The sequence below is a fragment of the Bacillus sp. FSL R5-0523 genome (genome assembly GCF_037975295.1).
Classification (GTDB): Bacteria; Bacillota; Bacilli; order Bacillales; family Bacillaceae; genus Bacillus; species Bacillus subtilis.
In genome coordinates this window covers 3861951-3882632 of sequence record NZ_CP150251.1, presented here as the reverse complement: position 1 = coordinate 3882632, position 20682 = coordinate 3861951, and the positions used below count along the sequence as shown (strand labels likewise).

Below are 20682 nucleotides of genomic sequence, written 5' to 3'. Positions count from 1 at the left end.
AATGCAGGCGGACAATAAAAGAGAAAGATGAACCACCCACAGTCCGAAAGGCGGGAAGAGCATGTTTAACAAAATGTTAGTTGCGATTGACGGATCAGACATGAGTGCAAAAGCGCTTGATGCCGCAGTGCATTTGGCAAAAGAGCAGCAAGCGGAACTAAGCATTCTTCATGTGGGGAGAGAAGCCGTCGTCACGACTTCTTCTCTGACGGGAATTGTCTATGTGCCTGAACACTTTATTGATGAAATCAGGAACGAGGTTAAAAAAGAGGGCCTGAAAATCCTTGAAAATGCAAAAGAAAAAGCAGCCGAAAAAGGCGTTCAAGCTGAAACCATTTACGCGAATGGCGAGCCGGCGCATGAGATACTAAATCACGCAAAAGAGAAAGGCGTCAGCCTGATTGTAGTTGGCAGCCGGGGGATCAGCGGCCTGAAAGAAATGATGCTTGGAAGCGTCAGCCATAAAGTGTCTCAATTATCAACATGCCCGGTTTTGATTGTTCGATAGATTTGTAAAAAAAGCGCCCAAGGGCGCTTTTTTTTATTTAGAATAGAAGTGTTATAATATCTACATGTAAAAAAGAGGAATTTTATGTGTAGATTTCTGAATTCACAAAAAACAGTTTATGATATACAGTATTGGAGGTAGAATACGTTTGATGCAACAGGATCTTTCCATATCGTCAAAACAAAAATCAACAGCCGTAATCAAAATGGTCATCTCTATGGTGATTTTCGGCTCCATCGGCTTTTTCTCAGAGCATACCAATCTGCCGTCATTTGAATTGGTCTTTGTCCGCTGCCTTTGCGCGACGCTGTTTTTAGGCCTTTGCTGGCTGGCGTCCGGCCAGTATAAAACTGAAAAATGGAGCAAGAGAGACGTGCTGCAAACATTGGCGTGCGGTTTCTTTCTTGTATTCAACTGGGTGTTCTTATTTAAGTCTTTTGAAGAAACGTCCGTTACAATTGCCATCTCCGTTTATCATCTAGCGCCGGTGCTTGTTCTTCTTCTGGGGAGCTTCTTCTACAGAGAGAAATTAAATGTGATCTCCGTCAGCTCCATTATCATCTGCTTTCTGGGAACTGCGCTGATTTCCGGGATTAACGGCAGCACTTCATTGACACAGCTGATGGGATCAGGGATCATATGGGCAGTTCTCGCCGCACTGTTTTATGCGTTCACCACTTTATTGGGAAAAGGCATTCACAATCTCAGTCCTTACACGACCACCTTCTTGCAGACGGGTTTAGGGGTTATCATCCTGATTCCGTTTATTCACTTTGGTGCTTTTGCTGACCTATCTCAGGGAAACTGGATTATGGTGGTATCTACCGGCATCATCCATACGGGTATTGTATATTTGTTGTTTTTTGACAGTTTGCGATTTTTATCAACGAAATTTATTTCAATCATTGTATTTCTCGACCCCGCTGTCGCGATCGTGCTAGATACCGTCTTCACAGGCTTCCGCCCTGACCTCTATCAAACGCTTGGCATCATGCTGATCTTTGCGGGTATGGCCTTGACGCTTGTCAGGAGGCAGGGGAAGGCGAATGTGACAGCTGAGGGTACGGATATTGAACAAATGCAATAATGGAAAATGAAGCTAACATGTTAAATCAATAATACAGTTATTTCAAATTCTTGGTGCAAAAAAAAGCTTTCTCAATTAGTAAAAGGAAAAGTGAATGTACTATTTTGATGAAATATCAACTCTTAATGACTATGATTGGCTTGAAAAAAATATAAAACAATAGAGCTATAATATATTGAAAACTTAGTTAATATTAAAAAGCGATAGTAATGATTATATATACTCTGCAAGAATCTAAAAATGCAAATGTTGCTCATGAGAATATCATTTTACTAAAAAGACGTTAAGTTAAAGGATATATTGAGCAGAGTTCATTTAACAGAAAAAACACTTGTTAAAGATTTACTGAATGGGGTCTTCTGCCAAATAGAAATAATAGACCGAGACTATCAGAATAGGGACAATAAACAGAGAAAATATTCTAAATATCATTTAACAATTATTTAATAATTTGTTTGGATCTTCAAAGCGAATAATAGAATTCATTCGGTAGAGGATCTTTACCGAATTGTCTGTTGATCATCTGATTGCTTAGCAGGCTTTAATAATAAATAGAATTATCGGTATACCAAACGAAGATTGAGTGCGTGGTGATCAATTTGACCGAGCCAAAACTACTAGAATGCATAAATAAAATCAAAAGTGTGTTAAATGGACAAACAACAAGAGAAGAAGCGTCGGATTGGGCTGGAACTTATGTTCATGCGGATGACCCCGAAGTAGAAGACGATAGAGTCTGGGATATGTTAATCCTTCTAAGTGGGATTGATTTGAAAGATTCTCCTGAAACTTATTTACATTCAACAGATGATTTAAATGATTGGATCAAACAATATATGGAGTAATTTGTGATTGGTGGTAAGGTGTTATTGATTAAAAAAGAGGCAGGAGATGACAATGTACAAATCAATTAGTGAATGGGTTGATTACATTGATGAGGGGTGCAGTGTCCTTTATTTAGATTTTAATGTGTTTAAAAAAGAGCTCTCACTTAATATAAAGGTTTTTGAAAGTGAAGCTGAATATACCCATAAAATATTATTTCAAAATGTGGCATCCGCTTATTATAGTGCAGATGTTGGCGACATGAGATTGGAAAAAATAGATCCGGAAGAATACAATTGGCAAGTATTTGAGATGAGTTATCATCCAGAAGGAATCGGGAATCTATCAAATTCTATCATTCCGGAGTATCAATCAAATGCTAACTTTCTCATTGACATGAACAGAATGCTGATTGCTATAGAAGCTGAAACAGTTTGCTTTGATGATCAATCGTTTTATGCATACCAATTAAACACTAAATGATTTATTCTTATCATTTCATTTCTAACCTAGGAGCGTAACCAATGAAAAAATTAAAAATGAATAAAATCATCAACAAGGACACCCAAGATTGTTTTTTCCATGCTGATCCACAGGGGCGTGTCTACATTGGAAAAGGGTTGAAAGGTGATATCACCATTACAACCTATGATCCTTCCGGTGATGTTCGGGATTTTAAAGTGAAAGAGCAGATTGCATACAGTGATATTCTGCTCTTTCAACAATGTGCAGATGGCTATGTCTTCGTTTATTACGAATCGTATGAGCCGAAGGTAAAGGTTTTTTCAGAAGAGGGAAGGGTGAAAAGTGCTTTTCACTTACCTTCAGGGGTTTCCTGCTGTCTTTTGGATGAGAAACAACAGCTTTGGGTCGGTTTATGTGATGAAGGGATTTATCATGATGAGAATCCCAACGGCCATAGTGTGTGGTGTTTTACGTTAGATGGTCAGCAGAAGGAAATACACATTGATAGAAAGCTCGAAGAAATGGATGCGCCGGCTGTAGATGATTGTTATGGACTTGCAGAAAAAAACGGCTTGATTTATATGCTGTATTACGGAGATGCAGTCATTGCCGCATTTGATGAAACGGTCGTGAGACGAGTATGGATTCTGTCGGATAAAGAGCCGAACTCAGAAGCATTTGATCAGCTTGCGATATCTGAAGAAGGTTTTTTGGTTGGGACGTTCAATTGTTACAGTGAAGAGCTTGAGTCGTCTCTTTATTTGATTTCTGCCGATGTGAGTCAAGAGATGGAAGAGATAACATGCTATGACTCGAACGGTGAAGCCCTAGACGTTCAACATCTGAAACTGACAAGCAACGCTGTTTACGCAGTGGCCTCTTCTGGTGTTTATAAACAGGATATCCAATAGGTGTAGGGATGAGATCATGATGAATTGGCGCGCCTTAAGTCAGACAAAACAAGACTGCATCTGGTCAGAAGTGAACAAGCTCATAAAATGGAAACCCGGAAGCAGATGTCATCACATCATTCCGCCTGATCCATATCGAGTGTTTGATATCTCAAGCGGGATGAGCGGTAAAGCCAGTAATGATGATGTGGTCAGAGTGCTGAATGATTTAGAGACTTCGATTTTAAAAGCATTTCAATCATGTACTGGAAAACACGATGTGATGTATGCATTAGACTGGCAGCATGACGGATATATCTTTAGCCCTCATCAGACAATGCCTCAGGATGAATTTGGCGAATGGCCTGTTCCCGTATTTCCAAATGGAGACTATTATTTCTTTTTTCATCAGGACTTCTCCTGGGGACTTTTGGGAGACCCGTGGAAATTGACAATCACTGTGTTTGGTGAAGAGCTGTTGGAGGCGATAGATAATGATCCGTCTATCCTGTTTCAAAATAGATGAGTGTTCTGAAAAACGGAGGTGAAACATGGGCTTTTGGGAAGAGAAATATAAAAATAAAAAGATATTCGTAAGTGATGATGGTTTGGATATTTGTCACGACGCCATCGAAGATTTTCACGCTGTGTTCCTTGAACAATTGGATCGCAAGCCTACTCTAAATGAATTTGTTTATACTCTCTTTCAGGTATTAAACTCAGACGGCGATTCACTTTTTAAAGAATTAGAAGGAAAACAAGTCACTGATATCAACCTAAAGATGAAAAAAAGAACTACTTTAAGTGAAGTTAGGCCTGGTGTTGTCATTGAAATTCCTTTACGGCAAATCAATCAGTTTACATATGCATTAGTGGTAAAAGGAGATTTAGCAAAAGATAAAAATGATGATCTTCTCATTCAGTATTTTGATATTTTTACAGATCAACGCTTGAGTAAAAAAGACATTTCTCTCATGATGGCAGAAAAGCAAAGAACCCTTTTTATTGCGAATACAGGATATACAGGCTTTCTTCAGGGGAATTGGAAGGTTGTTTCCAAGGTGCCGATAGATTTGATGAAAAAATTTGATCATTCTGCTATAACATTTGTCATGTATGAAGATGGAAAATACCTCATTAGCCAAGACGATTCATTAGCGGCAGAGAGTGATTTAATAGAGGTTGATGAAAAACGGGGGAAGACCTTTAGCAATCCGATTGGGTTATTTGGTCACCTTAGTATTGAGGATATTCTTTATCAATATTTCAAGGGAACCTCGATGGAGGAATTGATTAAGTATGAGTTGTAAGAAGTTATGGTGGAGATCATATGAGCAGATTTTGTCTGGAATATGCTGATTCTACTCTTTTTCATTTAAGTGATTTTTTTACCCAATTCCCCCTCCGTATCACTGAGTATCATTGGGTTATTGGCGATATTTTGAATATGATGGATGTATCCGAGGATAAGGAGCATTGGAACGATATCATTGGCGAGCGTGAAGACTATCTTTTATCACAGGTGAGGAATTTCATCGTATATTAAATGAATATGAGATTTATGTGATATTTTCTATTTTAACTGCTGTGCCTAAAGAGACGATACTGTATGATATAACACAAGTTCCGTTTGTTGATGGGAATGCTGACTTTTATGAAGAAGATTATATCTCCCCTGTGAAAGAATGTATTTTCGAAGTCGGTTTCTTTGATTCAACAGATATTGTATTTACAGTGACCGATGAAAATATAGAAAGAATGTTGCAGGATGCTTTTCCTGATTTGAAGCCTTACTGTGAGTATGGAGTATAGAGACGCTATCAACGGAGGAATCAAAATTGAGTATTTCAGGAGCTACTCCTATTTTGTTTCAGCATATCAAGAAATGGCGTTTTTATCGAGAAACAGATCACGTGCTTGGTGCCATTTATACGATTGAGTTAGCAGCTGTTTATCATTCACGTACGATTGTTGTCATATTCAAAGACGTTTCAGTCGTTACGATACGAGAAATCGAAACCCTATCGAATCTATCAGATGGACTTCTCCATATTGAAATGCAACCACAAGGCACGTACCTTGTGGAAGAATGGGAAGAGCAGACATTCCGCTTTTATTGCCGGCAATATGAGGTGATGGAAGTTGAATAGGGTGAGGAGAGGATCGCGTGTTTGAAAAGCTGAAAAAGAGACAGCGAGAGCTTGAAGAAAAGCCGTATCCTGATGAACTGTACGGATTTGAAGCAGACATCTATGAGTTTTTTATGCTTGTTGATGGCAGTTTGGATTATGTGCTGGCGAATAAAAGGATGCCCCGGCATCAGCGGCGTTCGTTGGAGAAAAGCTTTTTTGAGCTGTATCCTGACATCCCGCCGGATATGATCAAAAACGATAAGGATCTGTATCATCACATTCTCTTGTATGAACAAGTCAGACAAGAGATTTGCGTTGCGCTATCCAACTGATAAGGGGGAAGGTTTTATGGAAAAAACCTCTATAAGTATCGGCAATTTGGACATGGTTGATCTTAAACCTGACCAAATCGTTACGTCATGCGAACTTAAAGATGCAGAGTCGTTTTATCGTTTTTGGCAAGGGCTTACCTGTGAGCGAATCATGATACAGGTGATAACGACTGGTTCATTTATAGAAGACCTGTAAGAGTTTGTCAAAGGCTATGCTTACAAGGTGACGAAGCTGGCGAAAAGGCAATTTCATTTCCAATGCGTAGTACATGAAGCAGACCGGGACATTGCAGATTTGCTCTTTCTGTTAGCTTCTATCAATGATGATGTTTTTCTGACCACTGACCCTCAACCGGATAAAAACTATTTTTCCGAAGGCAAACTCCAATGCCTAACGGACTCAGGCGAACGGATCATGTGGTTTGAATTCGATGCTGTGGACATTTATATGGTTAGCGATCACTCATAAAAATAGGGGGAATTCATTTGAATATCACACAATACGAGAAATTGAAAAAGCATCTTTCTGATGAGGATACAGGTCCATTTACATTAAACGAGTTTTCTTTCTATATGAAAGAAGATGATCGTTATATTCAAATTCCTGTGTTTGAATTAAAACTATCTGCTCAAACCTGTGACATTCAATTGCGGTTTGAAAACATTAGTGCATCAAAGCTGGATGACCTTGAATCCATCGATGCGGTTGAGTTGGAGATTGAACCGACTGATGATCAATGGGAAAGGCTCCGTTATTATGTGTATGATCAAGAAGATCAGATGAGTTTCTATTGCGGAGGTTGGGATGTGATCAAGTGTGACAAGAAGTCACATTGATTTTCCCCACTTTCCAAGCGTTCTTGCTTTTGTTGCCGCATATGTCATGAGAAATGGAAAAGTCACAACCAGGAAAGCCAAAGGCACCCAATTTGATAATCCGGTTACATAATGGAGTGCAATTGACAAGAGAGTCAGGAAGCTCAAGGTGCAGGTTACGTTTCGAACGTCTTTTTCGCTTCTTTTATATTTCTCTCTCATGGTGGATTGATCACTGTATATCGGCGAAGTTCCAGGCTCAGCCGAAAAGATATGCATACCTTGTGAAGAGCAAACATGTTCCCATCCGGCCGCTTCAAACATCACGGTGTATTCCGCCAAGCTTTCTTCCTCAACATCATGATAATCAATACTGTAGATCAATTTCCGGGGCTCAGCTTTTCTAAGCTTATACCCCATAACCGCAAATGAATCGAGCAACCAGCCTTTGCTGGCCATATCACTTAGTCTCTTCATATCCTTTTCTTCTGAAAAGGCCAAGCCTTCGGACATCATAAATTTTTTCTGTTTCATGACTAATCCCCTTTCAATTGCTGATAAGCGCGTTCGCCGTGTTCAGCCATCACTTTTCTGCGCTGAATTTCTTTTTTGAGTAGTTCTTGGCCGTGCAAGGTGGTTTGGTACACTTTGCGGCGCGGGTTGTCATTGTTGACAAGCTCAATGATCCCTTCTTGCAGTAATTTCTTTAACAATGTATATAAGGTAGCCGGGCCGATCGTGAAGGAGTCATCGGTCATGTCTTCAATCTCCTGCATGATCGAATATCCATGTTTTGGCTCCAGCAAGGTTAAGACAATATAATAGGCTGGATCGGTAAGCTGACCCATTTCCTGCGGACGCTGCTTTGGCAAGCGGTCACCTCATTTCTTATATCAACTAATGATATATCACTTATTGATATAATAAAATCTTCCTTTTTGTTTGTCAACGCAATTTTTTTCTCCCTTCTGTCATCATAAAGAAACAATCACCGAGTATGCATTAATGTATTCGTTTTCATAGAGGGGGAGTCTTGATGAAAAAATGGATGGCAGCGGTTTTTGTGATGATGCTGATGCTGTGTTTTGGCGGGAATGAGAGGGTGAAGGCAGCGGAGCCGAAGGTGTATCAGTTTGACTTTGGAAGCGGTTCAGTGGAGCCTGATTACATTGGTGTCAGGGCGTCTGATCGGTATGATCGGTCAAAGGGCTACGGTTTTCAAACACCGGAGAATATGAAGGATGTGGCGGCATCCGGAACTGGTGTGAAGAGTGATGCGGTTCAATTTTTAGCGTATGGGACGAAAAGCAATAACACGTTTCAAGTGGATCTCCCGAATGGGCTTTATGAGGTGAAGGTGACGCTTGGCAATACGGCAAGGGCCAGTGTGGCGGCGGAGGGCGTGTTTCAGGTCATTAATATGACAGGGGATGGCGCGGAGGATACGTTCCAAATTCCTGTCACCGACGGGCAGCTGAATCTGCTGGTGACAGAGGGAAAAGCTGGCACTGCTTTTACGCTCAGCGCCTTGAAAATCAAGAAATTGTCTGATCAGCCGGTGACGAACCGAACCATTTATGTCGGCGGCGACTCGACGGTGTGCAATTATTATCCGCTCAACAGCAGCAAGCAGGCGGGCTGGGGGCAGATGCTGCCTCACTATATCGATAAACACACCTTTCAAGTGAGAAACATGGCGTCCGGCGGGCAGATCGCGAGAGGGTTCAGAAATGATGGACAGCTTGAGGCGATCTTGAAGTACATCAAGCCGGGGGATTATTTTATGTTGCAGCTCGGCATTAATGACACAAATCCGAAGCATAATGAATCTGAAGCGGAATTTAAAGAGATGATGCGTGATATGATTCGTCAGGTGAAAGCGAAAGGAGCGGACGTCATCCTATCAACGCCCCAGGGCCGGGCGACCGATTTTACTTCTGAGGGCATCCATTCGTCTGTAAACAGATGGTACAGGGCATCTATTTTAGCTTTGGCCGAAGAGGAAAAAACACACCTCATTGACTTAAATGTCCTCAGCTCGGCATACTTTACATCGATCGGTCCGGAAAAAACACTTGGGCTTTATATGGATGGAGATACGCTGCACCCGAACCGCACGGGGGCCGACGCACTGGCGCGATTGGCTGTTCAAGAGCTAAAACGCCAGGGAATCGATGGCTTTTAACACGTCATTTTCTCGACAAAACACATACGCCTTCGTCAATTAGAGTATAATGAGAACATCTGCAAGAGACAGGAGTTTATACATGAGTCATTTTAAAAACTATCAAATCAGTCATGACATTTTACGAGCACTGGAAGGACTAGGATATACAGAACCGACCAAGGTGCAGCAGAGCGTGATCCCCGCTGCCCTTGAACGAAAGGATCTTGTTGTCAAATCACAGACGGGAAGCGGGAAAACGGCTTCGTTCGGGATTCCTCTCTGTGAGCTGGCGGATTGGGATGAAAACAAGCCGCAGGCGCTTATTTTAACACCAACCCGTGAGCTTGCGGTGCAAGTAAAAGAGGATATCACGAACATCGGACGATTTAAACGGATCAAAGCGACAGCCGTATTTGGAAAATCCTCCTTTGACAAACAAAAAGCTGAGCTTAAACAAAAAAGCCACATTGTTGTCGGTACGCCGGGCCGTGTTCTGGATCATATCGAAAAAGGAACGCTGCCGTTGGACCGTCTCTCTTATTTGGTCATTGATGAAGCGGATGAGATGCTGAATATGGGCTTCATCGAGCAGGTGGAGGCGATTATCAAGCATCTGCCGACTGAGCGCACGACGATGCTGTTTTCGGCGACGCTGCCGGAGGATATTGAGAAATTAAGCCGTCAATACATGCAAAACCCGGAGCATATTGAAATCAAAGCGGCCGGCCTAACCACAAGAAATATTGAACATGCGGTGATTCAAGTAAGAGAAGAGAATAAGTTTTCATTGCTGAAAGATGTGCTGATGACGGAGAATCCCGACAGCTGCATCATTTTCTGCCGAACGAAGGAGCACGTCAATCAGCTGACTGATGAATTGGATGACTTAGGATATCCATGCGATAAAATTCACGGCGGAATGATTCAGGAAGACCGCTTCGACGTCATGAATGAATTTAAACGTGGCGAGTACCGTTACTTAGTGGCAACGGATGTCGCCGCGCGCGGGATTGATATTGAAAATATCTCCCTTGTCATCAACTATGATCTGCCGCTTGAAAAAGAAAGCTATGTCCACCGCACGGGCCGAACGGGACGCGCAGGGAACAAAGGAAAGGCCATTTCGTTTGTCACGGCCTTCGAAAAACGGTTTTTAGCCGACATTGAAGAATATATCGGATTTGAAATCCAAAAAATAGAAGCCCCTTCTCAAGAGGAAGTGGCAAGGAAGAAACCAGAATTTCTAGCTAAACTGAATGACCGTCCGGAAAGCAAAAAGGACAAAAGCGAAGAGCTGAATAAAGACATTATGAAGCTGTATTTTAACGGCGGAAAGAAAAAGAAAATCAGAGCCGTTGATTTTGTAGGAACGATTGCCAAAATTGACGGTGTGTCAGCTGACGACATCGGCATCATCACGATCATGGATAACGCCTCATACGTTGAGATTTTAAATGGTAAAGGCCCTCATGTTCTCAAAGTGATGAAGAACACAACCGTCAAAGGGAAACAGCTGAAGGTGAATAAAGCGAATAAATGATGAATGACCTGCTCCCAGTTAAAGGGGCAGGTCATTTTGCTGCTGGCTGACATCTGTGCTGGTTTCCTCGGGAACAAAGGCAAGAATCACAATACCAATCACAAACAAAATGATCAGGCTGAACACCGCAGTCGAGGATTTCCCGGTCAGCTGGGCGGTAACGGCAATGAGCAGCGGCCCCATAATTGAGGCGAATTTTCCAAAAATATTGTAGAAGCCAAAGAATTCATTGGCGTGGCGCTTTGGCACAAGCTTGGCGAAATAGGAACGGCTGAGGGCTTGAATACCGCCCTGCGAGGTGGCGACAAGCATAGCCAGTATCCAGAAATCAAGCGTTGTCTCCATAAAATAGGCATACACGCAAACGATTATATAAATGACGATCCCGACGTACAGCATGGTCTTCCCCGTGAAGCGTTCTGCCAGTTTTCCGTATATAATCGAAAACGGCGCAGCGACCACCTGGGTGACAAATAGGATGATCAGGAGGCTTGAGGAACCGATCCCTAAATCTGATCCATAGGATGTCGACATCGTAATAATCGTGCCGACTCCGTCGATATAAAAGAAATAAGCGAGCAAAAAGAGGAAAAGTGCCCGGTATTGCCTGATCCGTTTCATCGTCTGGCCGAGCCGCTTAAAGCTGTTGATGACAATATGAGGTTCTCTTTTGATGTAATAGCGTTGATGGACATGTTTAATCATTGGGATAGTGAACAGCCCCCACCAGGCAGCCGTTATGAAAAAGGACAGCTGGCTTGCTGCCGATACAGACACTGGAATAGTCTCTGCTTGTGCGAGCAGGATGACAGCAATACTGATGATAAATGGAATCGTGCTGCCAATGTATCCTAAGCCAAATCCCCGTGCCGAGACGAGATTCATTCGTTTCTCAGGCGTGACGTCAACGAGAAAGGCATCATAAAACACATTGGCGCCGGAAAAACCGATAGCCGATATTGTATAAAACAGCAACAATAGCAGCCAATGTTCACTAGGGATAAAGGCGAGCATCGCGGTGCTGGCGACACCGGCTGACACAAAGAAACCGAAGAACTTTTTCTTGCACCCTTCATAGTCGGCGATTGTGCCTAAAATAGGGCCGAGTATCGCAAGAATAAACGTTGAAATCGCAATGGTATAGCCCAGATAGGCAGTCGATTGAGCGGCGCTGACACCGCTTTCCGCAGCTGCTGATTTATAAAATAACGGAAATACCGCGGTGGTCACGACAATTGAGTAAGCAGAATTTGCCCAGTCATATAATACCCAGCTGTTTTCTTGTTTCGTAAAACGTTTCATCATCAGAGCCCCTCTCCGGTAACGATACTTCTATTGTACGAAAAATGGGCCTGAAAAGAATGGAATGCACGTCAATTTTTACAAAATATTTATGTTTTTTCGCTTCAAATCATACTTTTGATTTATTGCTGGGGTTAGGTGTATCTGGTACCATTTAACTATATTTCATGGTATTTTCCAGAAGGAATTCAGCAGAGAGGAGACAGAGCATGAGGCGAATAGGCTTGTGTATAAGCCTGCTGGTCACAGTTCTTGTGATGAGCGCATGCGAAAGTGAAGGTGAGGCTCAGATGTTCGCAGACTGTGATCAAAAGACAGTAAAACAAACCGCAGCCAAACCGATGAGCAGCAAGAAAAAGCAGGATTTCCAAGCCCTCGCAAGCGACAGGCAGCTGGCCATTGTGTTCAGTTCCATGATACAAGTGAGCGAAGCATTTGATTATGGAATCGGCAATCCAGAATACTTCGTGCGAAGCAGCATGACTGAAGAAGAAGCAGACATTGCGAAGGAGAATCTCGAATCGATTAAGCTTGAGAACAAATCGCTCAAAAAACAAAACAGCGAGGCGGTCGCCTTGCTTCAAAAAACGCGTAATCAAGACATGAGCCGCATCGAAATTCAGCAGCTGACAGAAAATAGAGCCGCTTTTTTTGAGACCGCAGACAATATGATCAAACTCATCGGCCAAGTCACACCGAAAAACGCGAAGAAGACAAGACAGCAGCTGGATCAGCTGAAAAAACAATATACACAATACAGCGCCGAAAGCGTCAAAATCATGAACAGCATTGTCAGAAAGCAGAAAGCTGACAAGGCATCATTTGAACGCCATCTGGAGGCGCTGCTTCAAAAACAGCCCGGACAGCAGGTACGGAGTGAATTGTACTGATCAGCTTCCGTCTTTCCCTGATGATATTGACCTAGTACAAAAAGAATGTACAATCAAGATATAGTCTGTTCTTAGTTGATTGGAGGGACATGTCATGAAAATTGCGAAGGTGATCAACAATAATGTGATCAGCGTGGTCAATGAACAAGGGAAAGAATTGGTCGTCATGGGCAGGGGGCTCGCGTTTCAGAAAAAGTCCGGCGATGATGTCGATGAAGCCCGCATTGAGAAAGTGTTCACGCTCGATAACAAGGATATATCAGAAAAGTTCAAAACCCTTTTGTATGATATACCGATCGAGTGTATGGAAGTATCCGAAGAGATTATCAGCTACGCAAAATTACAGCTCGGCAAAAAGCTCAACGACAGCATCTATGTGTCGCTGACCGACCATATTAACTTTGCCATCCAGCGCAACCAGAAAGGGCTTGATATCAAAAACGCCTTGCTGTGGGAAACAAAACGGCTGTACAAAGACGAATTTGCGATCGGCAAAGAAGCGTTGGTTATGGTAAAAAACAAGACAGGTGTGTCTCTGCCAGAGGATGAAGCAGGCTTTATTGCTCTGCATATTGTAAATGCCGAGCTGAATGAAGAGATGCCCAATATTATCAACATTACAAAAGTCATGCAAGAGATTTTGAGTATTGTAAAATACCATTTTAAGATTGAATTCAACGAAGAATCGCTTCACTATTATCGGTTCGTCACCCACTTAAAATTTTTCGCGCAGCGTCTTTTTAACGGCACTCACATGGAAAGCCAGGACGATTTTTTGCTGGATACAGTGAAAGAAAAGTATCATCGCGCGTATGAATGCACGAAGAAAATCCAAACCTACATTGAGCGGGAGTATGAGCACAAGCTCACAAGTGACGAGCTGCTGTATTTAACCATTCACATAGAAAGGGTAGTTAAACAAGCATAATGAGAGCGCTGACATTTTTATTTTCGTGTGTTCGTTTTTTTCTTACATTTCCATATGATAATGTTAGGATTGTTACTGATAAAGCAGGCAAAACCTAAATTACAATGAGTGCGGATCATCTCTGTCTGTGCTGATGGTAATTTAGGTTTTTATTTTTTTCAGAGGGAAGATGATGATAGTTACAGGATTCAAGTAAGTAAGATTCGGTATTATCATTATTTTGACCGATGTTCCCTTTTAGAAGAATCATGTAAGATCAACATAGAAAACGCTTTCGATGAAAGGGGAATGCCAATATGCCTTATCTGAAACGAGTGTTGCTGCTTCTTGTCACTGGATTGTTTATGAGTTTGTTTGCAGTCACTTCTACTGCCTCGGCTCAAACAGGTGGATCGTTTTTTGACCCTTTTAACGGCTATAACTCCGGTTTTTGGCAAAAAGCAGATGGTTATTCGAATGGAAATATGTTCAACTGCACGTGGCGGGCTAATAATGTATCAATGACGTCATTGGGTGAAATGCGTTTAGCGCTAACAAGCCCATCCTATAACAAGTTTGACTGCGGGGAAAACCGTTCTGTTCAAACATATGGCTATGGACTTTATGAAGTCAGAATGAAACCAGCTAAAAACACAGGGATCGTTTCATCGTTCTTCACTTACACAGGTCCAACAGATGGAACTCCTTGGGATGAGATTGATATCGAATTTTTAGGAAAAGATACAACAAAGGTTCAATTTAACTATTATACAAATGGTGCAGGAAACCATGAGAAGATTGTTGATCTCGGGTTTGATGCAGCCAATGCCTATCATACGTATGCATTCGATTGGCAGCCAAACTCTATTAAATGGTATGTCGATGGGCAATTAAAACATACTGCAACAAACCAAATTCCGACAACACCTGGAAAGATCATGATGAACTTGTGGAATGGCACGGGTGTCGATGAATGGCTTGGCTCCTACAATGGTGTAAATCCGCTATACGCTCATTATGACTGGGTGCGCTATACAAAAAAATAATGCCAAATGTGAAAGAGCCTGCTGCAATATAGCAGGCTCTTATGATTGTAATGAGGAGTTGTTGGCATGAATCTTCTATTCACTCATAATATCCTATTTGATCTTCTCCCCTCTGTAAATCACGTACTCACTCAATGCTACGATCAAGCTCATACATTTAGAAAGAAATAATCCCAATCAAAAGTGCGGCAATCGTCATCACAATCGTTGTTCCCACGGCAGCGGCAACCCGCATTTGAAGAAAATGACTTGGCTGGGAGATTGATCCGGTCGGTTTCCATTCCACGCTAAGAGAAATATATGACCGTTATAAGCTGCCTTTGATCATTATGGAAAACGGGCTTGGCGCTTTCGATCAATTAGAAGAAAACGTTAAGATAATGATAATTACCGCATTGATTATATAAGACAGCATATCGAACAAATTCAGTGGACGATCACAAACGGCGTAGATGAGTTCTGCTACTTCCCTGGTCAGCCATTGACTTGATATCTAGTCCATGGCTACTCGAAACGCTACAACGATATTTACGTGAACCATGTTGAATTCGATCTGAAGGACCTGCGCTGTATCCTCTAGAAAAGCTTTTCTTGTATAAAGAGCTGATTGCTGCAAACGGTGGATCATTAAAATAAAAAGTCAGGCTGTTCAACCGAAACCCCTACTGTAGAACAGCCTGTTTTTTGTGTGAATAATTGGAGAGATTCTATGAAGAAATTGTGTAGTTTTTAGATTTTGGATTTATTAGTCAAGTTGGATTTTTGATTAAGTGGATCGCGCATTTTTGAGGAGTTATAAAAGCGATTTCTATCATCTGAACTAAAACAAAAACAGATCCAATAAAGGGTTCTGTTTTTGTTTTAGTTATTACATATAAATGGACCCGATTCCAACAATATCTTTTAAGGTAATTTTAAGGATTTACCTATATAAAAAGTGGTACTATTAAATAGTTGTTAAATATATCTATAAATTTCAAAAAGGTGGTACACAATGAAAGTATTAAAGTCCTGTATTTTAACTTTACTCGCAATTACTATCATTCTGTCCTTAAACATCAACTCAGCAGTAGCTGCTGAAAGGACAGATGAATTTAAAGTAGTAAAGAAAAACAAAGAAATTACCGATCCTTCAAAATTGTTAGATAGAGCAAAAAAACATATTTTAGAAGATACGGATAAAGTAAAGCAAAAACGTGGAACAGGAACTTTCTCAACACAATCAGTAGACTTTAAAAACAACCAGAAAACATATGAAACTTCTCAACTATTAGAAACCAAAACAAATAACAAAGGCGAAAAAATCGAAACATATAACTTTACAACGTTAGCGGTAAGTGACGGTAGTGGGAGCTATTCTGATGAGAAATGGGATTCTACACATGGAGCAAAAGCATATCAAACAGTAAAATACCAGAAGTACAGAGGTTCTGGTGGAAGAATTTATTACAAACTTACAAAAGTTTCTGGAGGCTGGAAAATTAGTGATTGGCACTATACAGCATCTGGCATGAAAGTTGGATTTGCAGCAATAGGAGTAACTGAAAGTCATGGTGTAATAAACAAAGCTAAATATCAATATCCTAAGGGTTTGACTTATAGCTATACTCCACCATCATGGTATCCTATTGCCAGAACTGGGGTTAGCGCAAGTAAATTTGGAGCTACATCTTATATTAAACTGAAAAAATCAGGCAGTAAATCTTGGGAACTTTTCTTAAACAATCTAATGTGGTAAGTGTTATAATAAAAAAGCCTCTATGAGGCTTTTTTTATAACCCTAATACTTTAGAAAAGGACGATTTCAATGAAATTTTTAATTTTAGGTGTAATTTTGGCAGCAGTTGAAGGCGTTATTGGTTACCTTTTTAGAGGAAATATATCTTATGAATCAATATTTGGTACAGTATCAATTATTATAATAGGGATAGCTGTTTTAATCTCAGGATTAGCGGTAAGTGGTGATAGACAACGAGCAAACCATTACTCTGAAACAAAGGAAAACAGACAGTTTAGAATAAAAAACACGTTAAATTTGATAATACTCGCGATACCATCTGTTATTGTTGTAATTTACCTACTCAGCACAAAATAAAAAAGCTCCTTTTAAGGATGCTTTTTTATTTTGTTTATTATTTTTCTAAATGAACCGTCACCTCTAGTTTTTTCTTATTATAATCTTTTAAACAGTGAATTTTCAGCACTCAAAAGTTCAAGAAAACGAAATAATCCCAATCAAAAGCGCCGCAATCGTCATCACAATCGTTGTTCCCACGGCCCATTTAATAGTGAATTTTTGATGGTCGCCAAAGCTGACGCCTGCCATTCCAACCAAAAGATAGGTGGAAGGCACAAGCGGGCTGAGCAGATGCACAGGCTGCCCCAGCAAGGAGGCTCTTCCGATTTCAGCGGCGTCTATTCCGTAAGCGGAAGCGGCTTCGGCGATGATGGGAAGGACACCGAAGTAAAAGGCGTCATTCGACATGAAAAAGGTGAATGGCATGCTGACGATCGCAGTGATCAACGGCAGGTGCGGGCCCATGGCATCAGGAATGAGTGAAACGAGAGAATGCGCCATGGCATCGACCATTTTTGTGCCGGAGAGAATGCCTGTGAATATGCCCGCAGCAAACACCATTGAGACAACGTTTAACGCATTACCCGCATGCGCCGAGATTCGTTTCTGCTGCTCTTTGACATTTGGATAGTTGACCATCAAGGCGACGGCGAACGCAGTCATAAAAAGAACAGGGAGCGGCAGCAGGCTGGTGATCAGTGCGGCCATCAGAGCGACAGTCAGCAGCAGGTTAAACCATTGAAGAGCGGGACGCTTGAGTGGTGCGGCCTCCGGATCGGAAGACGGTGCGTGATCAATCGAAATGACGCCGAGCCGCTTCCGCTCTTTCTTTCCGAGGATGTAAGCAACGGCGATCACCCAGAGAATGCCGGCGATCATAGCAGGAATCAGGGGCGTAAAGACCTCTGACGTGTCCAATTTTAAGGAAGCCAAAACCCTCGCAGTCGGCCCGCCCCACGGGATAATATTCATAACCCCCGAACCGAGCATCGCTATTCCCGCTAACACCAAACGGTTCATGCCGAGCCGTTTGTAAAGAGGCAGCATCGCTGCAATGGTAATCATATAGGTTGTTGTCCCATCTCCGTCCAGCGAAATGGTCATTGTCAGAACCGCTGTGCCTACGGCGATTTTTAACGGATCTCCTTTGACAAACGATAAGATTTTGGCAATGAGAGGATCAAACAGGCCTGAGTCAATCATAATGCCGAAATACAGGATGGCGAATAACAGCATGATACCGGTAGGGGCGAGGTCTGTAACGCCCTGAATCATCATCTCGCCGAGATCTTTGCCAAATCCGCTGATCAGGGCGAACACAATAGGAACGACAATCAAAGCAATAAGAGCGGAAAGCCGGTTAGACATAATAAGGTACATAAAGACAATCATCATCACAAAACCGAGTATGGCAAGCATGATATGACCTCCCCTATTCAACAGCTTTTTTGGTAAGCGCTTCCATCCTTTCTTTCTGTGAAGAAGGCTTATTTCAAATGTGTATGACCGCATATTTATATGTAGACCAAAAATCCTAATGAGCGGATTAGCAGTTTATATGAAGAACGCCACGGGTAAATGTGCTGTAGAATGTTTCGTTTTAAAAAGGGGGAGCAGACATGAGTGATGACCAAAACAAACGTGTAAATGAACACTCAAAGGACGAGCAGCTTGAGCAGTACAGGGCCGATAACAGTGGGAAGAAAATGACGACAAACCAAGGCTTGCGGGTGTCAGAGGATGAGCATTCGTTAAAAGCCGGGGTTCGCGGCCCGACGCTGATGGAGGATTTTCACTTCCGGGAGAAAATGACGCACTTTGACCATGAGAGGATTCCGGAGCGCGTTGTGCATGCGCGCGGATTTGGCGTGCATGGCTTTTTTCAGGTTTACGAACCAATGACGGAGTACACACGGGCCAAATTTCTTCAGGACCCTTCGGTGAAGACACCGGTATTTGTCCGTTTCTCTACGGTTGCGGGTTCTAAAGGCTCCGCAGACACGGTGCGGGATGCCAGAGGCTTTGCGACTAAATTTTATACTGAAGAAGGAAACTATGACCTTGTGGGAAATAACATTCCGGTGTTTTTCATTCAAGATGCGATCAAATTTCCGGATTTGGTTCATGCGTTTAAGCCTGAACCTCACAATGAAATGCCTCAGGCAGCGACTGCTCACGATACGTTTTGGGATTTTGTCGCCAATAACCCTGAGTCGGCTCACATGGTGATGTGGACGATGTCAGACAGAGGCATCCCGCGCAGCTACAGAATGATGGAAGGCTTCGGCGTGCACACGTTCCGTTTTGTCAATGAACAAGGAAAGGCACGTTTCGTGAAATTTCACTGGAAGCCGGTGCTCGGCGTGCATTCTCTCGTATGGGATGAAGCGCAGAAAATTGCCGGGAAAGATCCGGATTTCCATCGCCGTGACCTGTGGGAAACAATTGAAAACGGCGGCAAGGTTGAATACGAGCTCGGCGTGCAGATGATTGATGAGGAAGATGAATTCAAGTTTGATTTTGATATTCTTGATCCGACTAAGCTGTGGCCGGAAGAGCTTGTGCCGGTGAAGATCATTGGGAAAATGACGCTGAACCGCAACCAGGATAATGTGTTTGCAGAAACAGAACAGGTCGCATTCCACCCGGGAAATGTCGTGCCGGGCATCGACTTTACAAATGACCCGCTCCTGCAGGGACGGCTTTTCTCTTATACAGACACACAGCTCATCCGTCTTGGCGGTCCGAACTTCCATGAGATTCCGATTAACCGGCCGGTATGTCCATTCCATAACAATCAATACGACGGCTATCACCGGATGACGATCAATAAGGGACCTGTCGCTTATCATAAAAACTCTCTGCAAAACAATGATCCGTCGCCTGCGACAGCTGAAGAAGGCGGATACGTCCACTATCAGGAAAAAGTCGAGGGCAAAAAAATCCGCCAGCGAAGCGACAGCTTCAACGATTATTACTCACAGGCGAAGCTGTTCTGGAACAGCATGTCTCCTGTGGAGAAGCAGCACATCATTTCTGCTTTCTGCTTCGAGGTCGGGAAGGTCAAAAGCAAAGACGTACAGCGGCAGGTCGTTGATGTCTTCAGCAATGTCGATGCAGATTTAGCAGAAGAAATCGCCAAAGGAGTAGGCGTGGCGGCGCCCGCGAAGCGTAAAGCATCTAAAGAAATTCTTACTTCGCCTGCGTTAAGCCAAGCCCGTACAGTGAAAACCGCGTCAACAAGAAAAGTCGCTGTACTCGCCGGAAACGGATTTCATGAAAAAGAGCTGCAAACAGTGCTGGAAGCCTTAAAGCAAGAAGGAATCACAGTAGATATCATCAGTCAAAATCTGGGGTATATGACAAGCGGCAGCGGACAGCAGCTTGAGGCCAACGGCACGTTCCTGACGGTTGATTCTGTTCTGTATGATGCCGTCTATGCCGCAGGAGGGCTGGAGTTAAAAGACAACAAACAAGCGATGGCGTTTATCAGAGAAGCTTACAATCACTACAAGGCGATCGGTGCGGCAAATGAAGGAATTGACCTTCTTCAATCCTCTGTCGGGACAACAGAGGGACCAGGCATCGTAACGGCTAAAGAAGAACCTGACTACACCGCTTTCAGCAAGGCATTTATCGATGCGGTTGCCGCTCATCGCCATTGGGATAGACGAATTTGACCGGCTCCTGTATCTTTA

General features: G+C 42.5%; 22 protein-coding genes and 5 pseudogenes. 23 read left to right on the top strand and 4 right to left on the bottom strand.

Going from position 1 to position 20682, the window contains the following annotated elements; translation table 11 throughout:
* Positions 1-61: 61 nt before the first annotated feature.
* The 14 genes and pseudogenes from NYE53_RS19890 to NYE53_RS19825 all read left to right on the top strand — a co-directional run.
* Positions 62-508 (top strand): universal stress protein, encoded by a 447-nt coding sequence (locus tag NYE53_RS19890; protein ID WP_003227162.1) that lies wholly within the window; start codon positions 62-64, stop codon positions 506-508.
* 151 nt (positions 509-659) lie between these two features.
* Positions 660-1595, top strand: a complete 936-nt coding sequence (locus tag NYE53_RS19885) for a DMT family transporter (RefSeq protein ID WP_038828926.1) — start codon at positions 660-662, stop codon at positions 1593-1595.
* 578 nt (positions 1596-2173) lie between these two features.
* Positions 2174-2440, top strand: a pseudogene (locus tag NYE53_RS19880) (hypothetical protein); the annotation flags it as partial.
* A 46-nt stretch (positions 2441-2486) separates the two neighbouring features.
* Complete coding sequence (locus NYE53_RS19875; protein ID WP_339246437.1) at positions 2487-2903, top strand: hypothetical protein; 417 nt, start codon at positions 2487-2489, stop codon at positions 2901-2903.
* 41 nt (positions 2904-2944) lie between these two features.
* Positions 2945-3271 (top strand): annotated as a pseudogene (locus NYE53_RS19870) (DNA-binding protein); the annotation flags it as partial.
* Positions 3272-3343: 72 nt separating this feature from the next.
* Entirely contained in the window at positions 3344-3796 is a 453-nt protein-coding gene (locus tag NYE53_RS19865) for a hypothetical protein (RefSeq protein WP_327828908.1), read from the top strand.
* Positions 3797-3812: 16 nt separating this feature from the next.
* The gene (locus NYE53_RS19860; RefSeq protein WP_339246434.1) at positions 3813-4301 is read left to right on the top strand and encodes a DUF2716 domain-containing protein; all 489 of its coding nucleotides are present in this window, start codon (positions 3813-3815) and stop codon (positions 4299-4301) included.
* Positions 4302-4326: 25 nt separating this feature from the next.
* The gene (locus tag NYE53_RS19855) at positions 4327-5085 is read left to right on the top strand and encodes an Imm26 family immunity protein (protein WP_339246431.1); all 759 of its coding nucleotides are present in this window, start codon (positions 4327-4329) and stop codon (positions 5083-5085) included.
* A gap of 20 nt (positions 5086-5105) precedes the next feature.
* Positions 5106-5321 (top strand): hypothetical protein, encoded by a 216-nt coding sequence (locus NYE53_RS19850; protein ID WP_339246429.1) that lies wholly within the window; start codon positions 5106-5108, stop codon positions 5319-5321.
* A 17-nt stretch (positions 5322-5338) separates the two neighbouring features.
* On the top strand, positions 5339-5587 hold the full coding sequence (locus tag NYE53_RS19845) for a hypothetical protein (protein WP_339246426.1): 249 nt from the start codon (positions 5339-5341) through the stop codon (positions 5585-5587).
* A gap of 26 nt (positions 5588-5613) precedes the next feature.
* Positions 5614-5925, top strand: a complete 312-nt coding sequence (locus NYE53_RS19840) for a hypothetical protein (RefSeq protein WP_032725070.1) — start codon at positions 5614-5616, stop codon at positions 5923-5925.
* 17 nt (positions 5926-5942) lie between these two features.
* Positions 5943-6239, top strand: a complete 297-nt coding sequence (locus tag NYE53_RS19835; RefSeq protein WP_339246424.1) for a YxiJ family protein — start codon at positions 5943-5945, stop codon at positions 6237-6239.
* Between the two features lie 16 nt (positions 6240-6255).
* Positions 6256-6708 (top strand): annotated as a pseudogene (locus NYE53_RS19830) (hypothetical protein).
* 17 nt (positions 6709-6725) lie between these two features.
* Positions 6726-6854: pseudogene (locus tag NYE53_RS19825) on the top strand (hypothetical protein); the annotation flags it as partial.
* Positions 6855-7067: 213 nt separating this feature from the next.
* On the opposite strand, the gene NYE53_RS19820 reads toward NYE53_RS19825, so the two are convergent.
* Both NYE53_RS19820 and NYE53_RS19815 read right to left on the bottom strand, forming a co-directional pair.
* A complete protein-coding gene (locus NYE53_RS19820; RefSeq protein WP_327828866.1) occupies positions 7068-7589 on the bottom strand; it encodes a DUF2812 domain-containing protein in 522 nt (173 codons plus the stop codon).
* Positions 7590-7591: 2 nt separating this feature from the next.
* Positions 7592-7927 (bottom strand): PadR family transcriptional regulator, encoded by a 336-nt coding sequence (locus NYE53_RS19815; protein WP_327828867.1) that lies wholly within the window; start codon positions 7925-7927, stop codon positions 7592-7594.
* A 164-nt stretch (positions 7928-8091) separates the two neighbouring features.
* Between NYE53_RS19815 and NYE53_RS19810 the strand changes: the two genes are divergently transcribed.
* Together NYE53_RS19810 and dbpA are read left to right on the top strand one after the other, a co-directional pair.
* The gene (locus tag NYE53_RS19810) at positions 8092-9240 is read left to right on the top strand and encodes a GDSL-type esterase/lipase family protein (protein ID WP_327828868.1); all 1149 of its coding nucleotides are present in this window, start codon (positions 8092-8094) and stop codon (positions 9238-9240) included.
* An 82-nt stretch (positions 9241-9322) separates the two neighbouring features.
* Entirely contained in the window at positions 9323-10762 is a 1440-nt protein-coding gene (dbpA, locus tag NYE53_RS19805; RefSeq protein ID WP_339246419.1) for an ATP-dependent RNA helicase DbpA, read from the top strand.
* Between the two features lie 18 nt (positions 10763-10780).
* Here the strand turns inward: dbpA and NYE53_RS19800 are convergent, their stop codons facing one another.
* Positions 10781-12067, bottom strand: a complete 1287-nt coding sequence (locus NYE53_RS19800) for an MFS transporter (RefSeq protein WP_339246416.1) — start codon at positions 12065-12067, stop codon at positions 10781-10783.
* Between the two features lie 206 nt (positions 12068-12273).
* Here NYE53_RS19800 and NYE53_RS19795 point away from each other — a divergent pair, with 206 nt between their 5' ends.
* The 6 genes and pseudogenes from NYE53_RS19795 to NYE53_RS19770 all read left to right on the top strand — a co-directional run bounded on the left by NYE53_RS19795 (position 12274) and on the right by NYE53_RS19770 (position 17002).
* Positions 12274-12954 (top strand): hypothetical protein, encoded by a 681-nt coding sequence (locus NYE53_RS19795; RefSeq protein ID WP_187953914.1) that lies wholly within the window; start codon positions 12274-12276, stop codon positions 12952-12954.
* A 94-nt stretch (positions 12955-13048) separates the two neighbouring features.
* Positions 13049-13882 (top strand): transcriptional antiterminator LicT, encoded by an 834-nt coding sequence (gene licT, locus NYE53_RS19790; RefSeq protein ID WP_187953915.1) that lies wholly within the window; start codon positions 13049-13051, stop codon positions 13880-13882.
* Positions 13883-14178: 296 nt separating this feature from the next.
* The gene (bglS, locus tag NYE53_RS19785) at positions 14179-14907 is read left to right on the top strand and encodes a beta-glucanase (protein ID WP_015483903.1); all 729 of its coding nucleotides are present in this window, start codon (positions 14179-14181) and stop codon (positions 14905-14907) included.
* A gap of 217 nt (positions 14908-15124) precedes the next feature.
* Positions 15125-15487 (top strand): annotated as a pseudogene (locus tag NYE53_RS19780) (family 1 glycosylhydrolase); the annotation flags it as partial.
* A gap of 414 nt (positions 15488-15901) precedes the next feature.
* Positions 15902-16645, top strand: a complete 744-nt coding sequence (locus tag NYE53_RS19775; RefSeq protein ID WP_243571685.1) for a hypothetical protein — start codon at positions 15902-15904, stop codon at positions 16643-16645.
* A gap of 69 nt (positions 16646-16714) precedes the next feature.
* On the top strand, positions 16715-17002 hold the full coding sequence (locus NYE53_RS19770; RefSeq protein WP_339246410.1) for a DUF5316 family protein: 288 nt from the start codon (positions 16715-16717) through the stop codon (positions 17000-17002).
* A 117-nt stretch (positions 17003-17119) separates the two neighbouring features.
* Here the strand turns inward: NYE53_RS19770 and citH are convergent, their stop codons facing one another.
* On the bottom strand, positions 17120-18403 hold the full coding sequence (gene citH / locus NYE53_RS19765) for a citrate transporter CitH (RefSeq protein ID WP_277736814.1): 1284 nt from the start codon (positions 18401-18403) through the stop codon (positions 17120-17122).
* 200 nt (positions 18404-18603) lie between these two features.
* Between citH and NYE53_RS19760 the strand changes: the two genes are divergently transcribed.
* Positions 18604-20664, top strand: coding sequence for a catalase (locus NYE53_RS19760; protein ID WP_339246407.1), 2061 nt, complete (start codon positions 18604-18606; stop codon positions 20662-20664).
* The last annotated feature ends 18 nt before the right edge of the window (positions 20665-20682 follow it).

Bases quoted from the DNA above. Each gene is read 5' to 3' on its own strand.
- NYE53_RS19850 (WP_339246429.1), top strand. From the start codon at position 5,106: ATGAGCAGATTTTGTCTGGAATATGCTGATTCTACTCTTTTTCATTTA.
- citH (WP_277736814.1), bottom strand. From the start codon at position 18,403: ATGCTTGCCATACTCGGTTTTGTGATGATGATTGTCTTTATGTACCTT.
- NYE53_RS19855 (WP_339246431.1), top strand. From the start codon at position 4,327: ATGGGCTTTTGGGAAGAGAAATATAAAAATAAAAAGATATTCGTAAGT.
- NYE53_RS19770 (WP_339246410.1), top strand. From the start codon at position 16,715: ATGAAATTTTTAATTTTAGGTGTAATTTTGGCAGCAGTTGAAGGCGTT.
- NYE53_RS19800 (WP_339246416.1), bottom strand. From the start codon at position 12,067: ATGATGAAACGTTTTACGAAACAAGAAAACAGCTGGGTATTATATGAC.
- licT (WP_187953915.1), top strand. From the start codon at position 13,049: ATGAAAATTGCGAAGGTGATCAACAATAATGTGATCAGCGTGGTCAAT.
- NYE53_RS19775 (WP_243571685.1), top strand. From the start codon at position 15,902: ATGAAAGTATTAAAGTCCTGTATTTTAACTTTACTCGCAATTACTATC.
- dbpA (WP_339246419.1), top strand. From the start codon at position 9,323: ATGAGTCATTTTAAAAACTATCAAATCAGTCATGACATTTTACGAGCA.
- NYE53_RS19795 (WP_187953914.1), top strand. From the start codon at position 12,274: ATGAGGCGAATAGGCTTGTGTATAAGCCTGCTGGTCACAGTTCTTGTG.
- NYE53_RS19810 (WP_327828868.1), top strand. From the start codon at position 8,092: ATGAAAAAATGGATGGCAGCGGTTTTTGTGATGATGCTGATGCTGTGT.
- NYE53_RS19885 (WP_038828926.1), top strand. From the start codon at position 660: ATGCAACAGGATCTTTCCATATCGTCAAAACAAAAATCAACAGCCGTA.
- NYE53_RS19820 (WP_327828866.1), bottom strand. From the start codon at position 7,589: ATGAAACAGAAAAAATTTATGATGTCCGAAGGCTTGGCCTTTTCAGAA.
- NYE53_RS19890 (WP_003227162.1), top strand. From the start codon at position 62: ATGTTTAACAAAATGTTAGTTGCGATTGACGGATCAGACATGAGTGCA.
- NYE53_RS19860 (WP_339246434.1), top strand. From the start codon at position 3,813: ATGATGAATTGGCGCGCCTTAAGTCAGACAAAACAAGACTGCATCTGG.
- NYE53_RS19760 (WP_339246407.1), top strand. From the start codon at position 18,604: ATGAGTGATGACCAAAACAAACGTGTAAATGAACACTCAAAGGACGAG.
- NYE53_RS19875 (WP_339246437.1), top strand. From the start codon at position 2,487: ATGACAATGTACAAATCAATTAGTGAATGGGTTGATTACATTGATGAG.
- bglS (WP_015483903.1), top strand. From the start codon at position 14,179: ATGCCTTATCTGAAACGAGTGTTGCTGCTTCTTGTCACTGGATTGTTT.